19 protein-coding genes are annotated in these 22,319 nt (G+C 73.3%); 6 read left to right on the forward strand and 13 right to left on the reverse strand.

Features of this window, described 5'->3' with window-relative positions:
• From DQ392_RS27185 to pgfA, 7 genes are all read right to left on the reverse strand, one after another.
• Positions 1-1,020 (reverse strand): DMT family transporter, encoded by a 1,020-nt coding sequence (locus tag DQ392_RS27185; RefSeq protein WP_114018345.1) that lies wholly within the window; start codon positions 1,018-1,020, stop codon positions 1-3.
• Positions 1,020-1,928 (reverse strand): class I SAM-dependent methyltransferase, encoded by a 909-nt coding sequence (locus DQ392_RS27190; RefSeq protein ID WP_220182664.1) that lies wholly within the window; start codon positions 1,926-1,928, stop codon positions 1,020-1,022. The genes DQ392_RS27185 and DQ392_RS27190 overlap by 1 nt, the downstream gene beginning before the upstream one ends.
• A gap of 12 nt (positions 1,929-1,940) precedes the next feature.
• Entirely contained in the window at positions 1,941-3,434 is a 1,494-nt protein-coding gene (locus DQ392_RS27195; RefSeq protein ID WP_245982025.1) for a condensation protein, read from the reverse strand.
• Entirely contained in the window at positions 3,431-7,795 is a 4,365-nt protein-coding gene (locus DQ392_RS27200) for an alpha-(1->3)-arabinofuranosyltransferase domain-containing protein (protein ID WP_114018346.1), read from the reverse strand. The genes DQ392_RS27195 and DQ392_RS27200 overlap by 4 nt, the downstream gene beginning before the upstream one ends.
• On the reverse strand, positions 7,792-8,520 hold the full coding sequence (locus DQ392_RS27205) for a class I SAM-dependent methyltransferase (RefSeq protein ID WP_114018347.1): 729 nt from the start codon (positions 8,518-8,520) through the stop codon (positions 7,792-7,794). Before DQ392_RS27205 ends, DQ392_RS27200 begins: the two co-directional genes overlap by 4 nt.
• Before the next feature lie 7 nt (positions 8,521-8,527).
• Positions 8,528-9,802 (reverse strand): glycosyltransferase family 4 protein, encoded by a 1,275-nt coding sequence (locus DQ392_RS27210; protein ID WP_181856598.1) that lies wholly within the window; start codon positions 9,800-9,802, stop codon positions 8,528-8,530.
• A 476-nt stretch (positions 9,803-10,278) separates the two neighbouring features.
• Positions 10,279-11,259, reverse strand: coding sequence for a cell envelope lipid trafficking protein PgfA (gene pgfA / locus DQ392_RS27215; RefSeq protein ID WP_114018348.1), 981 nt, complete (start codon positions 11,257-11,259; stop codon positions 10,279-10,281).
• Positions 11,260-11,628: 369 nt separating this feature from the next.
• Here pgfA and DQ392_RS27220 point away from each other — a divergent pair, with 369 nt between their 5' ends.
• On the forward strand, positions 11,629-11,970 hold the full coding sequence (locus tag DQ392_RS27220; RefSeq protein WP_147266577.1) for a hypothetical protein: 342 nt from the start codon (positions 11,629-11,631) through the stop codon (positions 11,968-11,970).
• A gap of 4 nt (positions 11,971-11,974) precedes the next feature.
• Positions 11,975-13,201, forward strand: a complete 1,227-nt coding sequence (locus DQ392_RS27225; protein WP_245982026.1) for a PucR-like N-terminal domain-containing protein — start codon at positions 11,975-11,977, stop codon at positions 13,199-13,201.
• A 67-nt stretch (positions 13,202-13,268) separates the two neighbouring features.
• On the opposite strand, the gene DQ392_RS27230 is transcribed toward DQ392_RS27225, so the two are convergent.
• On the reverse strand, positions 13,269-13,775 hold the full coding sequence (locus tag DQ392_RS27230; RefSeq protein ID WP_114018350.1) for a MarR family winged helix-turn-helix transcriptional regulator: 507 nt from the start codon (positions 13,773-13,775) through the stop codon (positions 13,269-13,271).
• A gap of 88 nt (positions 13,776-13,863) precedes the next feature.
• Here DQ392_RS27230 and DQ392_RS27235 point away from each other — a divergent pair, with 88 nt between their 5' ends.
• Both DQ392_RS27235 and DQ392_RS27240 read left to right on the forward strand, forming a co-directional pair.
• Positions 13,864-14,913 carry an NADP-dependent oxidoreductase gene (locus DQ392_RS27235; RefSeq protein ID WP_114018351.1) on the forward strand — a complete coding sequence of 350 codons (1,050 nt, stop codon included), beginning with the start codon at positions 13,864-13,866 and terminating at the stop codon, positions 14,911-14,913.
• Positions 14,914-15,033: 120 nt separating this feature from the next.
• On the forward strand, positions 15,034-15,462 hold the full coding sequence (locus DQ392_RS27240) for an organic hydroperoxide resistance protein (protein WP_114018352.1): 429 nt from the start codon (positions 15,034-15,036) through the stop codon (positions 15,460-15,462).
• A gap of 135 nt (positions 15,463-15,597) precedes the next feature.
• On the opposite strand, the gene DQ392_RS27245 is transcribed toward DQ392_RS27240, so the two are convergent.
• Entirely contained in the window at positions 15,598-16,566 is a 969-nt protein-coding gene (locus tag DQ392_RS27245) for an SGNH/GDSL hydrolase family protein (RefSeq protein ID WP_114018353.1), read from the reverse strand.
• Positions 16,567-16,882: 316 nt separating this feature from the next.
• On the opposite strand from DQ392_RS27245, the gene DQ392_RS27250 reads away from it, so the two are divergent.
• A complete protein-coding gene (locus tag DQ392_RS27250) occupies positions 16,883-17,377 on the forward strand; it encodes a DUF3145 domain-containing protein (RefSeq protein WP_114018354.1) in 495 nt (164 codons plus the stop codon).
• Between the two features lie 147 nt (positions 17,378-17,524).
• Positions 17,525-18,442, forward strand: a complete 918-nt coding sequence (locus DQ392_RS27255) for an NAD(P)-dependent oxidoreductase (protein WP_114018355.1) — start codon at positions 17,525-17,527, stop codon at positions 18,440-18,442.
• 59 nt (positions 18,443-18,501) lie between these two features.
• On the opposite strand, the gene DQ392_RS27260 is transcribed toward DQ392_RS27255, so the two are convergent.
• From DQ392_RS27260 to DQ392_RS27275, 4 genes are all read right to left on the reverse strand, one after another.
• A complete protein-coding gene (locus DQ392_RS27260) occupies positions 18,502-19,767 on the reverse strand; it encodes a beta-ketoacyl-[acyl-carrier-protein] synthase family protein (protein ID WP_114018356.1) in 1,266 nt (421 codons plus the stop codon).
• 132 nt (positions 19,768-19,899) lie between these two features.
• Positions 19,900-20,148 (reverse strand): acyl carrier protein, encoded by a 249-nt coding sequence (locus DQ392_RS27265; protein ID WP_114018357.1) that lies wholly within the window; start codon positions 20,146-20,148, stop codon positions 19,900-19,902.
• A gap of 72 nt (positions 20,149-20,220) precedes the next feature.
• Positions 20,221-21,258 carry a ketoacyl-ACP synthase III gene (locus DQ392_RS27270; protein ID WP_114018358.1) on the reverse strand — a complete coding sequence of 346 codons (1,038 nt, stop codon included), beginning with the start codon at positions 21,256-21,258 and terminating at the stop codon, positions 20,221-20,223.
• Positions 21,259-21,278: 20 nt separating this feature from the next.
• A complete protein-coding gene (locus tag DQ392_RS27275; protein WP_114018359.1) occupies positions 21,279-22,226 on the reverse strand; it encodes an ACP S-malonyltransferase in 948 nt (315 codons plus the stop codon).
• Positions 22,227-22,319 lie beyond the last annotated feature (93 nt).

Below are 22,319 nucleotides of genomic sequence, written 5' to 3' on the forward strand. Positions count from 1 at the left end.
TCAGGGCCTTTCGGGTGCGTGGTGGGGGCTCTTGGGGCGGGTGGGCGGCAGCGTCGCCGACAGCGGGCGCCCGGCCGGTGGCAGCACCGTGTGTGCCGGGCCGTCCGCGGGAAGGACCTCTTCCGGCGCGCCGTCCGCCGTGGTGTCGGGCTCGTGGCGGGGCAGGGCCACCAGGACGCAGACGGCGAGGACGGCGCCGCCCAGCCGCAGGGCGAGCCGCAGCGGCTCGTCGGGCAGCGGCTCGGCGAACGCGACGGTGCCGCTGACCGTGGCGTAGAGGAAGTTGACGGTGGTGCACACGGGCACCACCAGGGAGGCGCGGCAGCGCTGGAGCGCGGTCTGCGACAGGACGAGCCCCGTCGTGCCGGTGAAGGCCAGCAGGTAGGGGTAAGGGGAGGTGACGAAGGACACCACGGTGCCGCGCACGTCGCCGGGGTCGAGCAGCCCCGCGACGCCCTTGACGGCCAGCGAGCTGACCCCGTACAGGAAGCCGACCGCCACTCCGTACGGCACGCCGGCGGTGGGCAGCCGGTGGCGCCGGCGGGAGCGGCGCTCGGCGCTCAGGAACAGCCCGATCCCCACGGCCAGGGACGGCAGACTCAGGGCCAGCAGCAGGGGCGCGGGTGCCAGGGCGCTGATCGTCTCGGAGCTGTCCCGCAGCGACGCGACGATCATCACGAGCGCGGCCACGATGGCCGCCATCCCCAGCCGTTCGCGTCCGCCGGACTTCTCGCCCAGGAACGCCGTGGACAGCAGGAGGAGCATCACGAGACCGGTCACGAACAGGCCCTGCGCCGCGATGAGGGGCAGCGTGCGGTAGACGGCGAGCTGCGCGGCGAAGCCCAGCAGCAGCGAGGCGGCGCCGACCAGCCACAGCGGGCTGCGCACCAGGTGCCGGACGAGCCGCGCCGGCTGTCCAGCGGACAGGGGAGGAAGGGCGGACAGCGCCCGCTTCTCGATGACGAAGCCCACGCTGAAGAGCAGGTTGGCCAGCAGCGCCGCCGCGACGCCGAGGACCATCAGCTGCCCTTGCGCGGGGCGGGGTCGGCGCGTGGCCCGCGCTCCCGTCTGGGCACAGCGCGGGCGTGTACCAGCAGGATGGACGCCAGGGACGGCGTGTGGCAGGCGGCGCGGTCCAGCGGGCGGAACGGGCGCGGTACGTCGTGGTAGGGCGCCCCGGTGATCCGTACGACGTGGAAGCCGGCGGCCGGCAGCAGGGAGCGCAACGCCCGCGCCGTGTACAGCCGCAGGTGTCCGACGACCTGGGATCCGGGCCTGCCGTGTATGCCGCGCAGCGACACCTCGGAGAACACCGGCTGGGTGCCGCACAGCAGCAGCAGGCGGTTGTACCAGGCGGCGAGGTTGGGGGTGGACAGCAGCAGATGGCCGCCGGGGCGCAGCACGCGATGCAGCTCCTCCAGGGCGGCGTCCGGGTCGACGAGGTGCTCGATCACCTCGGAGAAGAGCACGGCGTCAGCAGCGCCGGTCGCGAACGGCAGCCCGGGCGCGGACAGTTCGCCGCGCACGGCACTCAGGTGTTCGGCGGCGCGGCGCAGCGCGTCCTGCGACCAGTCGACGCCGACGATCCGGTGCCGGGCCAGGGCGGTGGCCGCGGCGGCGGCAGCGGTGCCGTCACCGCACCCGATGTCCAGCACCGTCGAGGGGACGGGCCCCAGCGCGCGGGAGAGAACGGCCGCCTGGCGGAATGCCCGGTCGGGCCCCGAGGCGACCGGAGTGGCGGGGTCCTCGTACAGCTCCCGCAGACCGCCTTCAGCGCCGCCCTGCCAAGCGCCGCCCTGCCAAGCGCCGCCCTGCCAAGCGCCGTCCTGCCGCGTGTCGTCTTGCCAGGCGCCGTCTTGCCGCGCGCTGTCCCGCGCACCGCCGTGCGTCCCGCCGTGCCGGTGTCTGCGTACTGTGCCGCCGCTCATCGCGGTCCTCCCTCAGCTCGGCTCGTCCACCGCGTACGCCGTCTCCGTCAGCGCGTCGGCGAACAGTTCCCCGAGGCGCCGGCCCGCCTCGTCGTCCAGCCGGGCGCGCGACCAGCGCAGAGCCAACTGGAGCCGCCCGCCCGTGGAGACGGTCGTGACCGAAAGACCGCGCGGGCGCTTCGCCGGTGCGGAGAACCACACGGCGCGGGCGCACCCGGCCTCGCCGAAGTCCAACGGGTAGGGCACGCGCCCGATGTTGGAGAGCAGCACGCTGGAGGCCCACGGGGCGGCCGCCCTGCGCAGGGCACGGGTGCCGGCCGCGCGCAGCCCCACGGGCAGCAGGGGCGTGGTCAGCAGGTCACCGCTGAAGCCGAGTGGGGGCCGGTCGGCGGACTTCAGGGCGCGGGTGCGGGCCGCGGTGGTGCGCAGCAGCCGTTCGACCGCGCTCCGGTCGGCCGCCCCCGGCTCCGCCAGTGACGCGTACAGCGCGCGTTCCCCGGGCCCGAAGCCGACCTCCACCAGCCGGGTGCCGTTGCCGATGGGCATCTCGGCGGTGCGGGGCCTGTCGTCAACGGGCATGGTGACGCGGACGGGGCGCACCGGCGCCGCGTGCGCCCTGTTCCACCGGGCGACCATCAGCCAGGTGGCCACCAGCAACTGGTCGTTGACCGTGTAGGGGCCGGGCACCCCGGCCGCGCGGGGCGGCCGCGCCGGCACCGGCAGGTCGGCGATCAGCATGCCGTTCCCCGGGGCGCCGGGGTGGCGGGTGTGCGCCGCGACGCGGGCCGGCCGCTCCCGGGAGCGGGTGGATGCTTTTGTGCCGGCTCCCGTGTGCCCGGCAGCGAGGGGAGACCGTACGGGCGGCGGGGCGGGGGCGTTGTCCGCGCCGCCGTACAGGTGCGCCGCCGTGGCGACGACCCGCAGACAGGCCGGGCCGTCCAGCGCCGTGTGGTTGATCGTCACCAGCAGGACGCAGCCGTCCCCTTCCCCGGTGTTCTCGATCACCTCGGCGCGGAACGGCGGGGAGGCGTCCAGCGGAGGGCACTGAGCGAGCGCCCGCCGCCGCGCCTCCTGGAGCGTCCCGCCGGGGAAGACGACCGGGTCGCGATCGGGCTCGCCGGTGAGCACCCACGTGTACCGCGACCGCCACCAGCGCGACGGCGACTGGCGCACCAGGATGCGCGGATGCCGTCGCATCGCCTCACCGAACGCCTGCCGCAGCCGGTCGGGTTCGGGCACGGCGGGCAGGTGGATCTCCACGTGGACCGTTTCCGGCTCGTCGTCGTCCAGACAGTGCCGGGTGATCTCGTCGACGGTGGGGAAGGGGATGCGGTGCTCAGCGGGCGCCGGCGGGCGGGGCGGCCCGGCGGGCGGCAGGCCGGCACCGCCGCCGGAGACGATCTCGGAGGCAGGCCGCTCCCCGGCGGCCCTCGGCGCCGAACCGCTCACCCTGCTGTGCGCGTGCGCTCCCGTAGTGCCGTCGGCGCCCGTGTGCGGTGCTGTCATGGGGCGGTCCCCTCCCCCTCGTGCGGGCCGTTCGTCGTGTGCGTCCCTTGGTGCGGTGCGGACGGAGGCTGCTGGGGTCCCCACGGCGCGGACGGCGCGGACGGTGGGGGCGGGGGCCCGAACACCGGAGTGCCCGGCTCCGCCTCGGGGGCGGTTTCGCGCTCCCGTACGGGCAGCGTCACCAGCGCGGCGGTCAGGGCGAGCAGCGCCAGTGCCTGCGCGGCGTGTCCGAAGGCACCCCGCCCCTCGGCGACGGCCGACCCCGCGCCGAGGGCCGCGATCACCCCGGCGCCCGCCATGGCGAAAAGCGCCACCGGCACGAGCACCCCCGGCCGAAGCCGGGCGAGCACCGCCAGCGCGGGCACGATCAGCGCGTAAGGACCCGCCGCGAGGGCGACCACGCAGGTGAGCGCGACCGTGCCCAGGATCGGGCCGGGTGCGGGCACGGCGCCGTCGTCGTCCTGCCCCACAGGCGTGCCGCGCCGCGGGGCCAGGAAGGCGAGGGCCAGCAGCGCGGCGATGCCCAGGCCGCCGGCCACGAGTCCGGCCGTGTACCAGGTGGCGGGCCGGTACTCCAGCTCGACGGTGCCCTTTTCGCCGGCCGGGACGAGGAAGCCCTGCTGCCAGCCGTCGAGCCGCAGTGGGCGCAGTTCCTCGCCGTCGAGGGTGGCTTTCCAGCCCTCGTTGGCGTTCTCGTGCGTGACGAGGTAGGAGGCGGGCCCGTCGGCGACCTCGACGGTACGCTCGTCGCCCGCCCAGTCGCGGACGGTGCTCTCGCGCTCGTCCGGAGCGCGAGAGACCTCGGGGTCCTGGACGGCGCTACCGGAGGAGGCACGGGGCTCGTCCTTCGCGCCCTGCGGCGCGGCGGCGCCCTTCTCGCCGGCTCCCAGAGTCACCTGGGTGAGGGCCAGGGGCCCGCTGTCGCCCGCCTCCACCGTGTGCCGGCCCGCGTCCATCCGCAGGCTGCCGTCCTCGGCTTCCCCGGCGCACAGTTCCACCTCGACGGGGCGCCGCAGGGTCAGGTCGCGCACGGTGCCGGACGCCTTGGTGGCGTGCAGGGTCCCGTCGACGGCGAGCATCGGTCCCTTGCCGCAGGGCAGGTCGAACTTCTGGTCGGCGCTGGGCGCGGTCACGCGGTACTCGTCGAGCGCGGGCAGGTAGACCTCGTTGAGGCCGACGGGCAGGGGGAGTTCGCGGTCGGCGAGCGGATTGTGGACGGTCACCTTCCTGGTCTTGGTGACGGTGAGCGTGAGCCGGTCCGTCTCGATGGGTTCGAAACGGGCCTGGCCGTTCTTGTCGACACCTGCGCTCGCCGCGCCGTCCGGTGAGCTGATGCGGATCTCCTCGGCCGCGGCGGAGATGCCGCCCGCCGGTGCCAGGACGATCTCGTCGATCTCCTTCTTCTCGGGCCACGTGAGCCGGATCGTCGGCTTGTCCCCGGCGATCCACGCGGTGGACAGGTTGCCGTCCACCAGGTTGCGCGCGCTCAGCGAGCGGCCTGTCCTGGACGTCGAGTCGGCGGTGGCGGTGATCCGTTCCCGGGGGCCGGGGGCGGCCTCGTCCAGCAGCCGGTCGAGTGGGCCGCCCGCCACGGGCAGGGCGCGGGCGCGCACGTCGTAGTCGTGTCGGCGCTCCGTGGAGAACGTGCGGTGCAGCCCTGCCTCGGAGGCGGACGGTGCCAGGCCGCCGGGGTCGTCACCGCGGTGGAGGGAGAGCAGTTCGCTGTCCGCTCCACCGCCCCCGGCGTGCCCGCTGTCCCCGGTGTCGGCGGGGAGCCGCAGCAGCCGGGTCACCTGGACGTCCGGGATGCGGATCTCGGCGAATCCGGCCCCGGAGAGTCCGGGGCGTGGGGTCTGGGCCTCGGTGATGGTCAGCTTCAGCCACTTGGTGGCGCCCCGCGGCGCCTTGATCTTCTGGGGCTTGCCGGTGGGGCGCAGGAAGCTGGACGCGCTGCCGTGCGTGGTCTCCACGGTGACGCGGGTGGGCGCGGCGCGGGTGGCGTCGCCGGGCAGCGGCGTCACCTCGATCGAGGGGGGGATGTCGACACGGTCGTCGAACTCCGCCTTGATCCACTGTCCTTCGGGCTCTCCGGCGGTGCCCTCGGCCCACGCGGTGTCCGGGTTGCCGTCGAAGGCGCCCACGGGGTCGAACTGGGGCAGGTGGAAGAGCCAGTTGCCGCTGCTGGAGGCCGTCACCGAGGCCGCGCCGCGCAGGACGGACGTGGTCTGGTGCCGGACGCCGTCGGTCGGCAGGATCTGTTTGGGCTCCTCGCCGGGCTGCTGGAGGCTGTCGGGATGGTTCCGCTCGGTGGCCGTGTAGGTGTACGAGGTGTTGGTGTTGACCAGCCCGAAGCGGGTGTCGGCACGGCGCATCCCGTCGCCCCTGACCTGGAGCGCCGGCGCGCCGAGCCCCGGATGGTCGTCGCCGCGCAGCACGGCGGGCCGCCCCTTGAGGCGTGGATCGCCGGCGAGCGGCAGCAGCGACTCGGGTCCGCCGCTGACCTCGGCGGTGCCTGAGACGGGCCGCACGTCCGCGCGTTCGGGCCGCTCGACGCCGGTCGGCCGGTAGATCTCCACGGCCTGTCCGCGCGGGTAGAAGCCGGCCACCTGCACGGGCGTGCCCTCGGGTATGCGGCCCCCGGTCAGCGTCGGCCCGAACGCCTCGACCTTCTCGTAACCCGACTCCTCAAGCGTGCGTTCGACGGTCTGCGGCGGTACGTAGCCGAGCTGGTCGGGGTCCAGATCACCCCGTACGACGACGTAGTAGAGGCCCGCGCGCGCCAGGAAGTCGGCGAGCCCCGGGACTTCACCGCCGCTCATGAGGGCCTGCTCGACCGCGTCGGTGGCCCTGCGGTTGCCGGGAGTGCCGAACGGGACGTAGTCGCGTTGGGCCCAGGGTGATTCGGCGAGCACGTCGAGGGGCTGGTCGATGGGGGAGCCCCAGGTGTGGAGGCCGTGCGCGGTCGCCGGGGTGACGTAGGCGCGGGTGTGCGGGGAGTGTTCCTTCAGCCATGCGGCGGTCTGCTGCCAGTGCGCGGGGAGCTTGTCGAACGCGCCGGGCTGGAGGACGTTCCCGCCCAGGTAGGGCAGGCACAGTCCCGGCAGTACCGCCAGCGCGGCCACCCACAGCAGCAGGGGGCGGCCCGGCAGGGCGCGGGTGCCGCGGGTGGAGACGGCCACGGCGCTCAGGTGGGCGAGTGCGAAGGACAGCGCCAGGGCGAGCCCCGGCTGGAACTTGTAGATGTTGCGGAACGGACGCAGCCAGCCGTCCAGCCAGTCCTGCACGGTGCCGGAGAACGGCGCGCCCAGTGCGCCCCCGTATCCGGCCAGGACGATGCCGGTGACGGTCAGCACGCACAGCAGCAGCCAGCGCCGCTCGGGCAGGTCGCGCCGTGCCAGCCCCGCCAGTCCGAGCGCGGCGGCGAACGCGCCGCCCAGGATGGCGGGCCATCCGGCCGCCACCGTCCATCCCGCGGGCAGCCACGGGTCACCGAAGTGCAGGTAGGCCGTCCAGTTGCCGGCGCCGCGCAGCATCTCGGTGGCCGACATGGTGCCGGTGGTGGTCTCGGCGTTCTCCACGTACGGCATGAAGTCCTCGCCGTACGCGCCGAGCAGCAGCAGCGGCACCCACCACCACAGGGTGGCCACCACGACGCCGGGCAGCCACCAGGCCAGCAGGGTGCGCCGCCGGCGGCCCGTACGGGTGACGACGTACAGCAGGGCGGGCAGCAGCGCGGCCAGGGTGGAGGCCGCGTTGACGCCGCCCATGAACGGGATCGCCAGGGCGGAGCGGGCCGCCGCCACCCGGGGTGCGGCCGTCAGCGAGGTGAGCGGCAGCAGCACCCACGGCAGCACGGCGCCCGGCAGTGCGGCGGCCGAGGTGGAGCCGACCACGATGGTGCAGGTGGGCCACAGCGCGTACACCACGGCGCCCAGCAGCCGGGTGGGCGGCGTGCCCACGCCGAGCCGCTCGGCGAGCCGCAGCACCCCCCAGAACGCCGCCGCGACGATCAGCGACATCCACAGCCGTTCGGCCAGCCAGGTCGGTATGTGCAACAGGTCGGTCAGCCCGTAGTAGGGCAGTGAGGGGAAGAGGTAGCCGGCGTACTGGTCGGCGATGCCGCCGAAGCCGCCTCGGGAGTGCCACAGCTGCCCCAGGTCCCCGAGGAACTTCCCCGGGTCCGCGGCCACGCCCAGCTTCGTCTCGAACGTCATCTTCCCCGGTGAGGGGGCGAGGAAGGCGATCAGCACGACCGCCCAGAAGCCGAACAGCCAGCGCCGGCCCCTGGGCGCTTCGTGGGGCGGTCCTGTCCGGGGTGCGGGGGCCGGGGCCTGGGGTGGCGCCTGGACGGTCGTGGTCATGAGGGACACCGCCGGAGGATGAGGAGGAGGTTCCAGGTGGCCAGTTCGCGCAGCACGGGGACGCGGGTGACGGCGTGCGCGAGGAACGGCCAGTAGCGAGAGCGGGCAGCGACGATCCGCACGTCGTCCCGGGCGCGCACGTGCCTGAGGGTGGGGCCGACGTGGACGGCGAACAGATTCTCGCCGAGCGTGTGCTTGGCGGCGTGCCCGGTGCGCCGCAGGTAGCGGGAGCGGGCGCGCTCGGCGCCGAACCAGTGCCAGGGGGAGGTCTCGTGACCGCCCCAGGGCGAGTACCAGTTGGTGAACGAGACGTAGATCAGCCCGCCGGGACGGGTCACCCTGACCATTTCGGACAGGAACGTGACCGGGTCGGCCACGTGCTCGAGCACGTTGGAGGAGAAGCACACGTCCGCCGCGCCGTCGGCCAGCGGCAGCAGGTAGCCGTCGGCCAGCACAGCGCCCTCGGGGCTGCGCCCGCCCGCGTGCAGCTCACGCGGGTCGGGCTCGAACAAGAAGCAGTCGGCGCCCCGGCGGCGGAACTCCTCGGTGAAGTGCCCGCTGCCGCCGCCCACGTCCACCACGGTGCGGCCACCGAGCGGGACGTACCGCTCCACCTGGGCGACGGCGTCCCGTGCGAGCAGGCCGTAGCAGTGGGCCGGGTCCGACTGTTCGCGCAGGAAGGCACGGAAGAGGGCGAGGGAGCGTCTGAGGGAGGGGTCCCGCACGGCCTCCTCACCGCCCCGTGGCGGCTGGATGGGGGGCCGTGTGAGCGGCGGGTTCGCCGGGGCCCGGCAGTGGTGCGGCCGGGGCGTGGGTGGCGGCCCCGGTGGCGCGCGCGTACGCCTCCGCCGCGACCGCCCGGAACCCGCTGACCGTGTGCGCCCAGCGGAAACCGTCGGCACGGCGCCGCGCCGCCTCCCCCAGCGCCAGGCGGCGCCGTTCCGAGAGCGCCAGCGCGCACCAGTGCGCGGCGAAGGTGCTCTCGCCGCGTGCCAGCAGCCCGGTCACCCCGTCCTCGACCGAGTCGCGCAGTCCGGGGATGTCGAAACCGATCGTGGGAGTGGACCGCGCTGCGGCCTCCATCACGACCAGGCCCCACCCCTCCACCAGCGAGGGGTGGAGCAGCAGCCAGGCCTGGCACAGCAGCCGGTGCTTGTCGGCTTCGCTCACGTGTCCCGCGAAGGTGACGCCCTCTCCCGCCCTCGCCTCCAGCGCGTGCCGCTCGGGGCCCTCGCCCACGATGACGAGCCGGCCCCCCGTGACCGGGCGCACCCGCTCCCACAGGCGCAGCAGCAGATCGACGCGCTTGTACTCGACGAGCCGGCCCATCGCCAGGAACAGCGGCTCGGGTGAGGCGGGGTGCAGCGGTCCCGGATCCTCGACGCCGTTGTGCACGATCCTGATCTCGTCGGGGGGTACGCCGATGCGGGCCAGCGCCGTCGCGGTCGACCCCGAGACGGCGACCTTGAGGTTGCGCCGGTGGTTGCGGGCCAGCGACCAGTGTTCGAGCTGCCGGCCCAGGCGTGCGGCGGGTGCCGGGTAGCGCATGCCCCACAGGTCGGTGTGCACGTGGTTGACCAGGCACAGCGTCGGGCCGCTGTGCCACAGCGGAGCCAGGTACGGCATGCCGTTGCAGACCTCGACCAGCAGGTCGCAGTCGCCCACCTGCTGTGCGAAGGCGCGCCGGGCCCGCAGGAAGTGCGCCGCGTCGCCTCCCGCGGAGACGACGCGGTAGCCGCGGTGGGCGGCAGGCCCGCCGCACAGGAGGGTGACCTGGTGGCCGTGGTGGGTGAGCCCCTCGGCGATCCGGTCGATCAGCAACTCCGAGCCGCCGGCGGCCGGGTTGTCCAGATCGCGCCGTGCCAGGAAGACGATGCGGCGGGGTGCCCCCGAAGCGGTCTGCCGCACTCTGCGCGGGGCGGCCTCCCGTCCGCCCGCGGGGACGGACGGGAGGCCGGCGTGCGGGCCGTGCGGGGGAACCAGTGAGGCGCGTACGTGCTGGGGCATGGGTGCTCCAACTCGTCTCGGGGGTGCGGGGGATACGCAACCGTGCGAGACGTTGCGAGTGAGCCTGCGGGACCTTGCGGGTGCGCTTGCGGGGCAGTGCGGGGACCCTCGCGGGTCGCTTGCGGTGCGGTGCGGTGCGGTGCGCTTGCTGACCTTGCTGAGCACGTGCGGAACACATGCGGAACCGTGTGGAACACCTGCAAAGGCGGTGCGGAGGTTGTGCGCAGGGGAGGTGCCGGAGGCGTGCGGGGCGGTGCACGTCGGAGGCTCAGTGTTCGCCGCAGCGTTCGCGGGTGGCTACTCACCGAAGTGACAATTTTCGCCCGGAGCCGGGCCGACGCTTCATCACTTCGCGCTCCGTCGCGTGTTCAACCACACGCGGCGGGCCCGACCAGGGCCGTCGGTGAGCGGACGTGGGCGACTGTGAGAGGTCCTGAGGGAACCTGAGGGGAAAGGCGCGGACGGGGCGGACCGCCTCACGCCTCGTCCGGCTCGGGAGCGTGCCGCGCGCGCCCCCGGCTGCGGCGGCCCCTGACCACCAGCACCGCACCGACCGCCGCGCACACCGCCCCCGCCGAGGCGGCGGCGACCGGCGCCACACCGCCCACCAGCCGCAGCCGCGCGTTGTCGTCCTCGGCCAGCTCGACGGCCTCCCGCTGCGTCTTGTCGGTGAACTCCAGCTTGTCACTCTGCAGCAGCGTCACCTTGTCGGCCCGGCCGCCGGGTGCGCGCAGCGCGAGCTTCGGCCCTGTCGCCGCGTACAGGATGCGCCCTGTGCGCTGGTCGACGACGAACTCCAGGCCGGTGTTGGAGTACCACTGCTCGGCGTTGACCTGGCCGCGCTCCGGCTCGTCCACGAGCAGCCCGGGCACCTGCCGGGTGCCGGCCCTGGTGGGCTCGACCGTCCCCGCGAAGCGCAGCCCCTTGTGGCCGTGCACCGTGGCCTCGCCCTGGTAGCGCACCGGCACGGTGTCGCCCAGGCTGCTGTCCCACCAGGCGTAGTCGCGCTTCTCCACGTCGAACGGCCACTTCAGATACGCCTCTCCGGCGATGTCGTCGGGCCTGGAGGCGCAGCAGTCCACAGGACGGTTGGTCCTGCGGTCGGTCACCAGCCGTTCGGTCGTCCACTGGAACGACTTGCGCGGGTCGTCCAGCTTGCGCGTCCTGGGGTTGTCGATGGTCTGCGAGACGTCCCACACGGCGCGCCCGCTCTTCTCGCTGGCCGCGACGTCGCCCAGCACGCGCCGCGTGACGGTGAGCTTCTGACCGCTTCTGGTCTTGAGTTCCTGCTGGTCGAAATACCTGCCCCGGCCTGTGAAGACGGAGGTGATGTCGACGTCGGTGGGGGTGCGTTCGGCCCGCGGCTCGACGTACCAGGCGAGCATCGGCGTCAGGACGAGCAGGAAGACACCGAGGCCCAGCACAACCAGGGCGAGGGGTGAGGCGGTACGGCGCATGACGGGGCACTCCGAGGGTGTGTTGACCCGCGCCCCGAGGGTGGTTCCCCACAGGGAGCGGGTACGGCGCTGAGGCGGGGGAAGTGCGCGTGCGGGAACCGGGCCGTCCGTCCAGGGCCGTCCAAGGACGGGTCGAGCGAAAGCCGTGCGGGAGAAGGCGAACGGGGCGGAGAGAACGAGGAGTTCGTGTGGACGGTCCGTATGGGCCGGAAACCGTAGGGCGCACCTTGACACGGAGTCAATGCCCACCGACACTCAGCAACTCACAAGGGGTTGGCTCCTGGGGCGGAGCCGTCGCACCGGGCCGGCGTGTGCGCGCGTGACACACACGGCCGTCACGGCACCGACGAAGAGAGGTTCGCCTCCGCCATGCACAGATCCCTCGCCGCCGCGCTCACCTGCGTACTCGCCGCCGGTCTCGCCGTCGGGGCCGGCGTCGGCATCGTCGCCGCGCTCGACGCCACCCCCGAGCAGCCCAACGTGCCGCTCGTGCACTTCCACTCGTCCCCCGACGAGATCCCCGGCCTCGGCGAGTCCGCGCTCCCCTCGCCGTCACCGTCCCCCCAAGACTCCGGCGGCACCGCGGGCCCCGGCGCCTCCTCGGACTCCGGCGACGCGGGGCGCACACCAGGCGGGCCGGACGACGGCTCGGGGGAGGGCGCCGCAGCCGGCGACGACCCGTCACCCTCCTCCGCCGCTCCCAGGGACTGACACCGTGCCGACCGCACCCGTCCGCTCCGCGTGGCAGGACGTCCCACCGCTGCGCGTGCGGCAGTTCGCGAGCCGGGCCATGGGCGAGGTGCCGGTGCTCGCCCAGGACATCCTCTCCGCCATCCGCCGCGAGTACCCCGCGCTGCCCCTGATGCTGGACGAGACGGGCGAGCCCATGGCCCTCGTCGGCATCCGGCGGGCACTGGAGCACTTCGTGGAGAACCTGGCCACGGGGCTGGAGGCACCGCACGTGCCGCCGCAGGTCTTCCAGGAGTTCGGCCGCGGCGAGGTGCTTCAAGGGCGCAGCCTCGACTCCCTCCAGGCGATCTACCGGCTGGGCATCCGGCTGGCCTGGCGCCGGCTCGCCGAGATCGGCACCCAGATGGAGATTCCGCCGCCCGCGATGTACGAGCTGGCCGAATCCGGGTTCCAGTACCTCGACGGGCTGGTCGCCGAGTCGGTACGCGGCTACGCCGAGGCAGCGGCCCGGCAGGCGGGGGAGCGGCTGCGCCTCCAGCGCAGACTGCTCGACCTGCTGCTGTCCGAGCACCCGCCGCGCGGCGGCGCCGACCGCGCCGACCTGCTCGCCGACCGCGCCGCCCGCATCGGCTGGAGGATGCCCGCCACCGTCGCCGTCGCCGTCCTGGTGCGCCCGGCCCGCTCCGCCGTGCCCCCCGCCGTGGGTGACGAGGTGCTGCTCGACATGGAGTGCGAGCAGCCCCGCATGGTGGTGCCGGAACCGGAGGCGCCCGGCAGGCCGGAGCTGCTGCGCCGCTCGACCGCGGGATGGTCGGGCGCGGTGGGGCCTCCGGTGCCGCTGGCCGACGCCGCCAAGTCGCTGCGCTGGGCCGTCACCGCCGTCGCCCTCATCGAGCGCGGACTGCTGCCCGGTGGGGCGCTGCTGCACTGCACCGAGCACACGGAGGCCCTGGTGCTGCTGCCGCCCGAGGAACTGATCGCAGGGCTGGGCCGGCGCCGGCTGGCTCCGCTGGAGACCTGCGGCCCCGCCCACAGCCGCAGGCTGGCCGAGACGCTGCTGGCCTGGCTGGAGACGCGCGGCGGCGCCCCGGAGGTCGCCGCCCGCCTCGGGGTGCACCCGCAGACGGTCCGCTACCGGCTGCGGCAGATCCGCGAACTGTGGGGCGAGGACATCGACGACCCCGACAGCCGCTTCGAGCTCGAACTCGTGCTCCGTTCGATGCGGCTGCGCGGCGAACTGGGGGCGCCCTGAGGGCCGGTCCGGCCGGAAGAGCCATGGCAGCCGGCCTGCGGGAGGCAGCCGGCCCACCGGAGGCGGCCTAGCGGTCGGTCGGGAGTGTCCCGTCGGGTGACGGCTCCCCGCCGCCTTCCTCTCCCAGCATGCGTCGGAGCAGGTCACGCAGGAGGGTCCGCTCGACCGGGGTGAGCCCCTTGAGCGGCTTCCCGGCGAAGCCGAGCTCGCCGCGCAGCCGGTCCGCCGTGGCGAGCCCCTCCTCGGTGGCGGCGGCGAGCTTGACCCGGCGGTCGCCGGGGTCCGGCCTGCGCTCGACCAGCCCGCGCGTCTCCAGGCGGTCGACTATGCCGGTGACGTTGGACGGCTCGCACTTCAGCTGCCGGGCGAGCCGTCGCATGGGGGTGGCTCCGCGGGCCAGCAGGGTGAGCACCCGGGCCTGCGCGCCGGTCAGCGCGTGCGCGGAGGCGGCCAGCTCGTACTCCTCGTGGTAGCGCGTCACGACCGTGCCGATCAGCCCCGCCACCTCGACATCGAGCGCGTCCCCGGCCGTTTCGGTGCTCCGCGCGTCCGGAACAAGAGTGTCCGCTGCCATACGACCAGCCTAACGCATTGCTTGACAACCTGAAATATTCAGGCGCAAGGTTGTTTCAGCACCTGAAACAACGAGGAAGGGCGCCACCGTGACCCCACCCGCTTCCGCCCACTCCGGCACCGGCCGGCTCCCGGAGACCGGCCATGCCTGGCACCTGACGGCACGCCCGCAGGGCTGGCCCACCCCGGACGACTTCGCCCTGCGGGAGGAGCCGGTCGCCGAGCCCGCCGACGGCCAGATCCTGGTGCGCAACATCCACCTGTCCGTCGACCCGTACATGCGCGGCCGGATGAGCGAGGCCAAGTCCTACGTCGCTCCCTACAAGCTGAACGAGCCGATGTACGGCGGCGCGGTCGGTGTCGTCCTCGCCTCCCGCGCGGACGGCTTCGCACCGGGCGATCACGTGCTGCACGACCTGGGCTGGCGCGAGTACGCCACGCTCGCCGCCAAGCACGCCACCAAGGTCGACCCCCAGGCCGCGCCGCTGACGACGTATCTGGGCGTGCTGGGGATGCCGGGCCTGACGGCGTACGCGGGTCTGATGCGGGTGGCCGCCTTCCAGCCGGGCGACGCGGTCTTCGTCTCCGGCGCCGCGGGCGCGGTCGGCAGCGAGGTGGGCCAGATCGCCAAGCTGAAGGGCGCCTCCCGGGTCATCGGCTCCGCCGGCTCGGACGAGAAGGCCGAGGTCCTGACGGGGGAGTACGGCTTCGACGCGGCGATCAACTACAAGAAGGCCCCGGTCGCCGAGCAGCTGCGCAAGGCGGCTCCCGAGGGCATCGACGTCTACTTCGACAACGTCGGCGGTGAGCACCTCGAGGCCGCCATCGGCGCCCTCAACCTCCACGGCCGGATCGCCGTGTGCGGCATGATCTCGCAGTACAACGCCACCGAGCCGACCCCGGCCCCGCGCAACCTCTCCCAGATCATCGCCAAGCGGTTCCGCATGGAGGGTCTGCTGGTTATGGACCACCAGGACCTCCGGCCGCAGTTCGTGCGAGAGGTCTCCGCCTGGGTGCGCTCGGGCGAGCTGACGTACCGCGAGACGGTGGTCGAGGGCGTGGAGAACACCCTGGACGCCTTCCTCGGCCTGCTGCGCGGGGAGAACATCGGCAAGATGATCGTCACCCTCGGCGACTGAGCCGCCGGGACGCACGGGGCTGGCTGCCCCGCCGGTGGACACAGCGCATACGCTGGTCGTCGCACCGGCGGGGACAGGGGCGCGAGTTCCCCCGGCTGTGCCACCAACAGGAGGACATACATGGCAATCCAGCCCATCGACGTCAAGTACACCGCTGTCGCCACCGCGGAGAACGGCCGCGACGGCCGCGTCGCCAGCGACGACGGTCAGCTCGACGTCGTCGTCAACCCGCCCAAGGCGATGGGCGGCAGCGGCGCGGGCACCAACCCCGAGCAGCTCTTCGCGGCGGGCTACAGCGCCTGCTTCCAGGGTGCGCTCGGTGTCGTGGCCCGCAAGGAGGGTGCCGACATAACCGGCTCGACCGTCACGGCCGAGGTCGGCATCGGCAACCTGCCCGAGGGCGGCTTCGGCCTCACCGTCGCGCTCAAGGCCACCCTCCCCAACGTGGACGAGGCCACGGCCAAGGACCTGCTGGACAAGGCCCACCAGGTCTGCCCGTACTCCAACGCGACCCGCGGCAACATCGAGGTCACGCTGCACGTCGGCTGAGCCCCGGCTCGTCCGGCTCCGGAACGCTCGTCCGGCTCCGGGGCGGGGACGCCGCAGCGTGGGTGGCGTGCCCCGACCGGGGGCGGGCTGGCCGAGCAGCGCCCCACCGGTGCCATCCGGTGGGGCGCACCCGTCTCAGCCCGTGGGGCGCCTCTCGGTGATCTCCTCGTAGGCGAGCTCGGCGAGGCTGCGCTGGCCCTCTTTGCTGGGGTGGAACCAGTCCCAGCTGCTCAGCTCGGCGGGGGTGAAGCGGTAGTCGAAGACGGCGCCGTTGTCGTAGCGGCAGCGCAGGTCCTTCGCGCACTCCTGCTCGAGGACGGTGTTGTAGGCCACGACCCGGTCGTGGACCTGCTGCCGTCGCTGCTTGTCGGCCGCGTCCATCGACTGCGGGTCCCTGAGCATCGACTGGCAGATGCCCAGCCCCCACACCCGCTGTCCTATGGGGTTGGTGCGGCCCTGCTGCCACAGCCGTTTGAGGTCGGGGACGCTGGAGACGTAGACCTGCGTCGAGGGCGAGGCGGAGCGCAGGGCGCGCAGGGACTCCCGGAAGTCGGCGCGGAAGTCCGCCACCCCGGTCATCTGCTCGACGGTGGGGCGGCAGGCGTCGTTGGCGCCGCTCATCACCGTCACCATGTCGGGTTCTTTTGCGGCGGCCTTGCGCATCTGCTGCGGGAGGTCGGCGACGACGGCGCCGCTGACGGCGTAGTTCCAGCTCTTGCCCTTAGGATCGCTCAGCAGCCGCCGGGCGAGGCTGTCGACGTCGTGGGCTGTGCCGGTGGCCCAGGAGACCCGGGTGCAGTCGGCGAGCAGCGAACAGGCGTCGAAGCCGCGGGTGATGGAGTCCCCCACGGCGGCCAGCGACGCGGGCGAGCGGTCCCAGACGCGGCGGGGGCTGGGCTTGGCAGGGGGGCGCGTGGAGCCGTCGGCGCGCTGTGCGCCGTCCCGGTCGCCCCCGTCGGGTGTGCCGCCGCAGGCCACGGCCAGCACGAGACCGGCGACGGCGACGAGGACGAAAGCGCAGATGGCGGCCGTGCGGGAGCGCCGTGGACGGGGAATCCTGGACCGGCTGGGACGCGTGTTCGCCGCCTCGTGGCTGTCCGGCATGCGTCCCCCTGTTTCGCTGGTGCCTCACCGACGGTACGTCACCTACCGTGCGCCGCCGCGCGGTAGCTTGTTCCGCAACCGGTGCACCCGGTGAAGCCGGAGCGACCGCGGGCACAGGCGACGAAACAAATATTACCTCGCGTCATAACCTGTCCCTTTCGGGGAGAATTGGGCGCAGTGGTGTTTACTATTCGTAACCTCGGGAGCTGGTAGAGAAGTGACCGGTGGTGCAAAATGTCAGGCGCTCTTCCGGCGCGTGACCGAGAGATGATCGAGGCCGCCCGGTGGCGACCTTCGCAGCGCACTGGAGGTCCCGGTGACGACACGTGGAGTTCTGTACGTCCACTCGGCGCCCCGCGCCCTGTGCCCGCACGTCGAGTGGGCCGTCGCGGGCGTCCTGGGCGCCCGCGTCAATCTCGACTGGATCAGACAGCCGGCCTCGCCCGGCACCTGGCGCGCGGAGTTCTCCTGGCAGGGCGATCCCGGCACCGCCTCCAAGCTGGCCTCCGCACTGCGCGGCTGGCACCTGCTGCGCTTCGAGGTGACGTCCGAGCCCTGCCCCACGGCGGAGGGCGAGCGCTACAGCTCCACGCCGGGCCTCGGCATCTTCCACGCCGTCACCGGCATGCACGGCGACATCCTCATCCCCGAGGACCGGCTGCGTGCCGCCGTCGCCCGCGCGGGACGCGGCGAGAGCGACCTGGAGGCCGAGATCGCCAAGCTGCTGGGCAAGCCCTGGGACGACGAGTTGGAACCGTTCCGCTACGCCGGCGAAGGCGCCCCGGTCCGCTGGCTGCACCAGGTCGTCTGACCCGGTACCCCAACCCCGGGCGCCCTCGCCTGTTCGGGTGAGTTGTGCCGGCGTCGGCGCGAGTCGGGTCACGCTCCCGCGCCGGCCCGACCGTCTGGGGTGCGTGCCGCCGGGACGGGGGCGTGTGTCAGCCTCTACGGTTCCCGCATGGCTGACGAAACTTCTCCGCTGTCCTCGGTCGCGGTGCTCGGCACCGGCATCATGGGCGCCGCCATGGCCCGCAACCTGGCCGCCGCCGGGCTGGAGGTCCGCGCCTGGAACCGTACGAGGGAGCGGGCCGAGCCGCTGGCCGCCGACGGGGTCACCGTCGCGGCCGAGGCGGCCGAGGCGGTACGCGGTGCCGACGCCGTCTTGACAGCACTGACCGACGGCCCCGCCGCGTTGGAGGTCATGCGCGCCGCCGCCCCCGGGGCCGCCGGGGGAACGCCGTGGATCCAGGCAGGCACGGTCGGACCGGAAGGGCTGGTTCCGCTGGTCGAGCTCGCCGAGGAGCGGGGGCTGCGGCTGCTGGACGCGCCGGTGCTCGGCACCAGGGAACCCGCCGAGGCCGGGGAGCTGACCGTGCTGGTCTCCGGCCCTTCGGCCCTCGAGACCAGGGTCGCGCCGGTCCTGGACGCGATCGGTGCCCGTACCCGGTGGCTGGGGGAGGAGCCGGGGGCGGCCAGCCGGCTGAAGCTGGTGCTCAACAACTGGGTCCTCACCCTCATCAACGGCACCGCCGAGACGCTGGCGCTCGCCGAGGGGCTGGGCGTGGACCCCCGCGACGTACTCGGCGCGGTGGCGGGCGGCCCGCTGGACGTCCCGTACCTGCACGCGAAGGCCAGGCTGATCCTGGAGGGCGCCTACGAGGCGAGTTTCCCGCTCTCGGGGGCCCGCAAGGACGCCGACCTCATCTCCCGTGCCGCCCGGAAGGCGGGCGTACGGCTGGACGCGACTCCGGCGCTCGCCGAGCGGCTGCGCCGGGCGGAGGCGCAGGGGCACGGCGCGGACGACGCGGCCGCCTCGTTCTTCGCGGCCTTCACCTCCTCCGACCACGGCAGGGGCGACGCCCGCGGCGCGTCGTGAACGCGAAACGGGTGGGGCGGCCTCAAAGGAGACCGCCCCACCCGCCGCAGGAGGGTGTGTCAGACCGTGCGGAAGGCCAGCACCACGTTGTGACCGCCGAAGCCGAAGGAGTTGTTCAGCGCGGCGATCCGGCCGCTGGCCGGCAGCTCGCGCGCGGTGTCGCGCACGATGTCGCCGTCGGCCTCCGGGTCCAGGTTCTTGATGTTGATCGTGGGCGGGGCCGTGCGGTGGTACAGCGCCAGCAGCGTGGCCACCGTCTCGACACCGCCCGCGCCGCCCAGCAGGTGGCCGGTCATCGACTTGGTCGCGGAGATGGCCATGTGGTCCATGTCGTCCCCGAACACCTTGCGCAGCGCCTTGAGCTCCGCCAGATCGCCCGCCGGGGTGGAGGTCGCGTGCGCGTTGATGTGCACGATCTCGGCCGGGTCGATGTCGTTCCTGGACATCAGGTTCTCCAGCGCGTGTGCGATGCCGTTGCCCGAGGGCTCCGGCTGCACGATGTCGTGGCTGTCGGCGGAGATGCCCTGGCCCACGACCTCGACGTAGACCCTCGCGCCACGGCGTCGCGCGTGCTCGGCCGACTCCAGGACGATCACGCCTGCGCCCTCGCCCAGCACGAAACCGTTGCGGTCCGTGTCGAAGGGGCGGGAGGCGCCCTGCGGGTCGTCGTTGCTCTTGGACATCGCCATCATGTTGGCGAACGCGGCGACCGGCAGCGGGTGTATGGCCGCCTCCGTGCCGCCCGCGACCACGATGTCGGCCCGGCCGCTGCGGATCATCTCGATCGCGTAGCCGACGGCCTCTGACCCGGAGGCGCAGGCGCTGACCGGTGTGTGGACACCGGCGCGTGCGTTGACCTCCAGGCCGACGTTGGCCGAGGGACCGTTGGGCATCAGCATCGGCACGGTGTGCGGGGAGACGCGGCGGACGCCCTTCTCCCTGAGCACGTCGTACTGGTCGAGCAGGGTGGTGACCCCGCCGATACCGGACGCCACGACGGCTCCGAGCCGGTCGGGGTCCACACTCGTCTCCTCGCCGGCGCGGGCGGTGAAGCCCGCGTCGGCCCACGCCTGGCGGGCGGCGATCAGCGCGAACTGCGCCGAGCGGTCCAGCCTCCGCGCCTGGGGGCGGGGGATGCTCTCGCCCGGCTCGACGGCGGCCCTGGCGGCGATCTGCACGGGCAGGTCGGCGGCCCACTCCTCCTGGAGGGGTGCGACACCGGACCGTCCGGCGACGAGTCCTTCCCAGGTCGATGCGCTGTCGCCACCCAGCGGTGTGGTTGCGCCGATACCGGTGACGACCACGGAAGTCTTGGTCGCGTTCACTGGATTTCTCTCCACGGTAGGGGTGACTCGTTTGAGCCACCCGGAGCCGGGTGGCGACAAACGCGTCAACGGTCTTCCCAGTACTGCCGCATCGGTCAGCGCCGCCGCGCGGGCGGGGCGCTGCCGCGTGGGTCAGTCCTGGTGCTTGAGGATGTAGTCGGTCGCGTCGCCGACGGTCTTGAGGTTCTTGACGTCGTCGTCCGGGATCTTCACGCCGAACTTCTCCTCGGCGGCCACGACCACCTCGACCATGGACAGCGAGTCCACGTCCAGGTCGTCGGTGAAGGACTTCTCCAGCTGGACGTCCTCGGCGGGGATGCCGGCGATCTCGTTCACGATCTCGGCGAGGCCCGAGACGATCTCTTCCTGAGTGGCGGCCATTGCGGCGCTCCTTCGTATCTGCGGTGAGTCCGCAGCGCCCGACCCTGTCGTACGGGGCTGCTCGGATGGTGACTAGGGGAGAGTAACGACCGTGGCTGCGTAGACGAGACCCGCCCCGAAGCCGATGACCAGTGCGGTGTCGCCGCTCTTGGCCTTCCCCGTGGCCAGCAGCCGCTCCATCGCCAGCGGGATGGAGGCGGCCGAGGTGTTGCCCGTGGTCTCCACGTCGCGGGCGACCGTGACGTGCTCGGGCAGCTTGAGAGTCTTGACCATCGAGTCGATGATCCGCATGTTCGCCTGGTGCGGAATGAAGACGTCGAGGTCTTCGGCCGCTATTCCGGCGGCGTCCAGTGCCTGCTGGGCGACCTTGGCCATCTCGAAGACCGCCCAGCGGAAGACCGTCTGGCCCTCCTGGCGCAGCGCGGGGAACTTCAGCTCGCCGGTCTTCTCGTCGACGGGCAGCCGGGAGACGTCACCCACCCGGTAGTCGTCCCACGGCACGGTCTGCGAGATGACGTCCCGCTTGTCGCCCTCCGAGCCCCACACCGAGGGGCCGATGGCGGGCTCGTCGGAGGGGCCGACGATGACCGCGCCGGCGCCGTCCCCGAACAGGAACGCCGTGGAGCGGTCCGTCAGGTCCGTGAGGTCGGAGAGCCGCTCGGCGCCGACCACCAGCACGTACTCGGCGCTGCCCTCGACGACCAGGCCCTTGGCGAGGGTGAGGCCGTAGCCGAAGCCCGCGCAGCCCGCGTTGATGTCGAAGGCCGCGGCCTTGCCCGCGCCCATCCGGTCGGCGATCTCGGTCGCGATGGCGGGGGTCTGCTTGAAGTGCGAGACGGTCGAGATGATGACCGCGCCCACCTGTGAGGCCGAGATCCCCGCGTCCGCGACCGCCTTGCCCGCGGCCTCCAGGGTCATCTCGGCGACCGTCTCCCCGGGGCCCGCCCAGTGCCGGGTGGCGATGCCCGAGCGGGAGCGGATCCACTCGTCGGAGGAGTCGATGTGCTTGAGGATCTCCTCGTTCGGAACGACGCGGGTCGGACGGTATCCGCCGACACCGAGGATGCGCGCGTAGGGGGAGCCCTGCGCGGGCTTGATCTTCGCGGTCATGCTCTCGGGACTCCTTGGTCTCAGGCGGACGTGTGCGCGGCGAGCAGGTCCCGGGCCGCGGCGAGGTCGTCGGGCGACTTGAGCGCCAGCCTCTCCACGTCCGGCAGGGCACGCTTGGCCAGCCCGGTGAGGGTGCCGCCGGGGCACAGCTCGATCAGCGCCGTGACGCCCAGCTCCCGGAAGGTGTCCATACACAGGTCCCAGCGCACGGGCGCGGAGATCTGGCGGACGAGCCGGCCCACGATCTCGGGCCCACTGGTCACGACGGCGCCGTCGAAGTTGGAGACGTAGCGGCTTCGCGGGGTGCCGGGCGTGATGCCGTCCACGGCCGCTTCCATGGCGGGCAGGGCGCCCGCCATGTGGTCGGTGTGGAAGGCGCCGGCGACCTGTAGCGGCCGCACCCGCGCAGCCTCCGGGCGGTCCTCGGCCAGTGCGGCGAGCTGCTCGACGGTGCCGGCGGCGACGATCTGTCCCGCGCCGTTCCTGTTGGCCGGGGTCAGCCCGAGCTTGTCCAGGTGCGCGGTGACCGCCTCCGGGTCGCCGCCCAGTACGGCCGACATGCCGGTCTCGCTCACGGCGGCGGCCTCGGCCATCGCGGTGCCGCGGGCGCGCACGACGCGCAGCGCCTCGACGGGGGTGAGCACCCCGGCCAGTGCCGCGGCGGCCAGCTCGCCCACGCTGTGACCGGCGAACGCGCCGATGGCGGCGGCCTTGCCCAGCTCCTGCTCGGTGGGCTCGCCCTCCAGCAGTTCGTAGGCCGACAGCAGGGCCGTGGCGACCAGCAGCGGCTGGGCGACGGCCGTGTCGCGGATCGCGTCGGCGTCGGCCTCGGTGCCGTAGTGCACCAGGTCGAGATCGATGGCGGCGGACCACTGGGCGAGCCGGTCGGCGGCGCCGGGCAGTTCCAGCCAGGGGGTCAGCAGGCCGGGCTTCTGGGCGCCTTGGCCGGGAGCGACGAGTACGAGCACTCTTTCACTCTCTCCTGTGAACAGGCGTCTCGACCGGTGGGGACCGAGACGAAGAACGGTGAGGGGTTTTGTGGGCCTTCCACAAAACGTGCC

This window comes from Streptomyces reniochalinae (assembly GCF_003323735.1).
In the GTDB taxonomy this organism is placed as follows: domain Bacteria; phylum Actinomycetota; class Actinomycetes; order Streptomycetales; family Streptomycetaceae; genus Streptomyces; species Streptomyces reniochalinae.

Coding starts and splice junctions, on each gene's coding strand:
- DQ392_RS27185 (WP_114018345.1), bottom strand. CDS start 1,020: ATGGTCCTCGGCGTCGCGGCGGCGCTGCTGGCCAACCTGCTCTTCAGC.
- DQ392_RS27190 (WP_220182664.1), bottom strand. CDS start 1,928: ATGAGCGGCGGCACAGTACGCAGACACCGGCACGGCGGGACGCACGGC.
- DQ392_RS27195 (WP_245982025.1), bottom strand. CDS start 3,434: ATGACAGCACCGCACACGGGCGCCGACGGCACTACGGGAGCGCACGCG.
- DQ392_RS27200 (WP_114018346.1), bottom strand. CDS start 7,795: ATGACCACGACCGTCCAGGCGCCACCCCAGGCCCCGGCCCCCGCACCC.
- DQ392_RS27210 (WP_181856598.1), bottom strand. CDS start 9,802: ATGCCCCAGCACGTACGCGCCTCACTGGTTCCCCCGCACGGCCCGCAC.
- pgfA (WP_114018348.1), bottom strand. CDS start 11,259: ATGCGCCGTACCGCCTCACCCCTCGCCCTGGTTGTGCTGGGCCTCGGT.
- DQ392_RS27220 (WP_147266577.1), top strand. CDS start 11,629: ATGCACAGATCCCTCGCCGCCGCGCTCACCTGCGTACTCGCCGCCGGT.
- DQ392_RS27230 (WP_114018350.1), bottom strand. CDS start 13,775: ATGGCAGCGGACACTCTTGTTCCGGACGCGCGGAGCACCGAAACGGCC.
- DQ392_RS27240 (WP_114018352.1), top strand. CDS start 15,034: ATGGCAATCCAGCCCATCGACGTCAAGTACACCGCTGTCGCCACCGCG.
- DQ392_RS27245 (WP_114018353.1), bottom strand. CDS start 16,566: ATGCCGGACAGCCACGAGGCGGCGAACACGCGTCCCAGCCGGTCCAGG.
- DQ392_RS27255 (WP_114018355.1), top strand. CDS start 17,525: ATGGCTGACGAAACTTCTCCGCTGTCCTCGGTCGCGGTGCTCGGCACC.
- DQ392_RS27265 (WP_114018357.1), bottom strand. CDS start 20,148: ATGGCCGCCACTCAGGAAGAGATCGTCTCGGGCCTCGCCGAGATCGTG.
- DQ392_RS27270 (WP_114018358.1), bottom strand. CDS start 21,258: ATGACCGCGAAGATCAAGCCCGCGCAGGGCTCCCCCTACGCGCGCATC.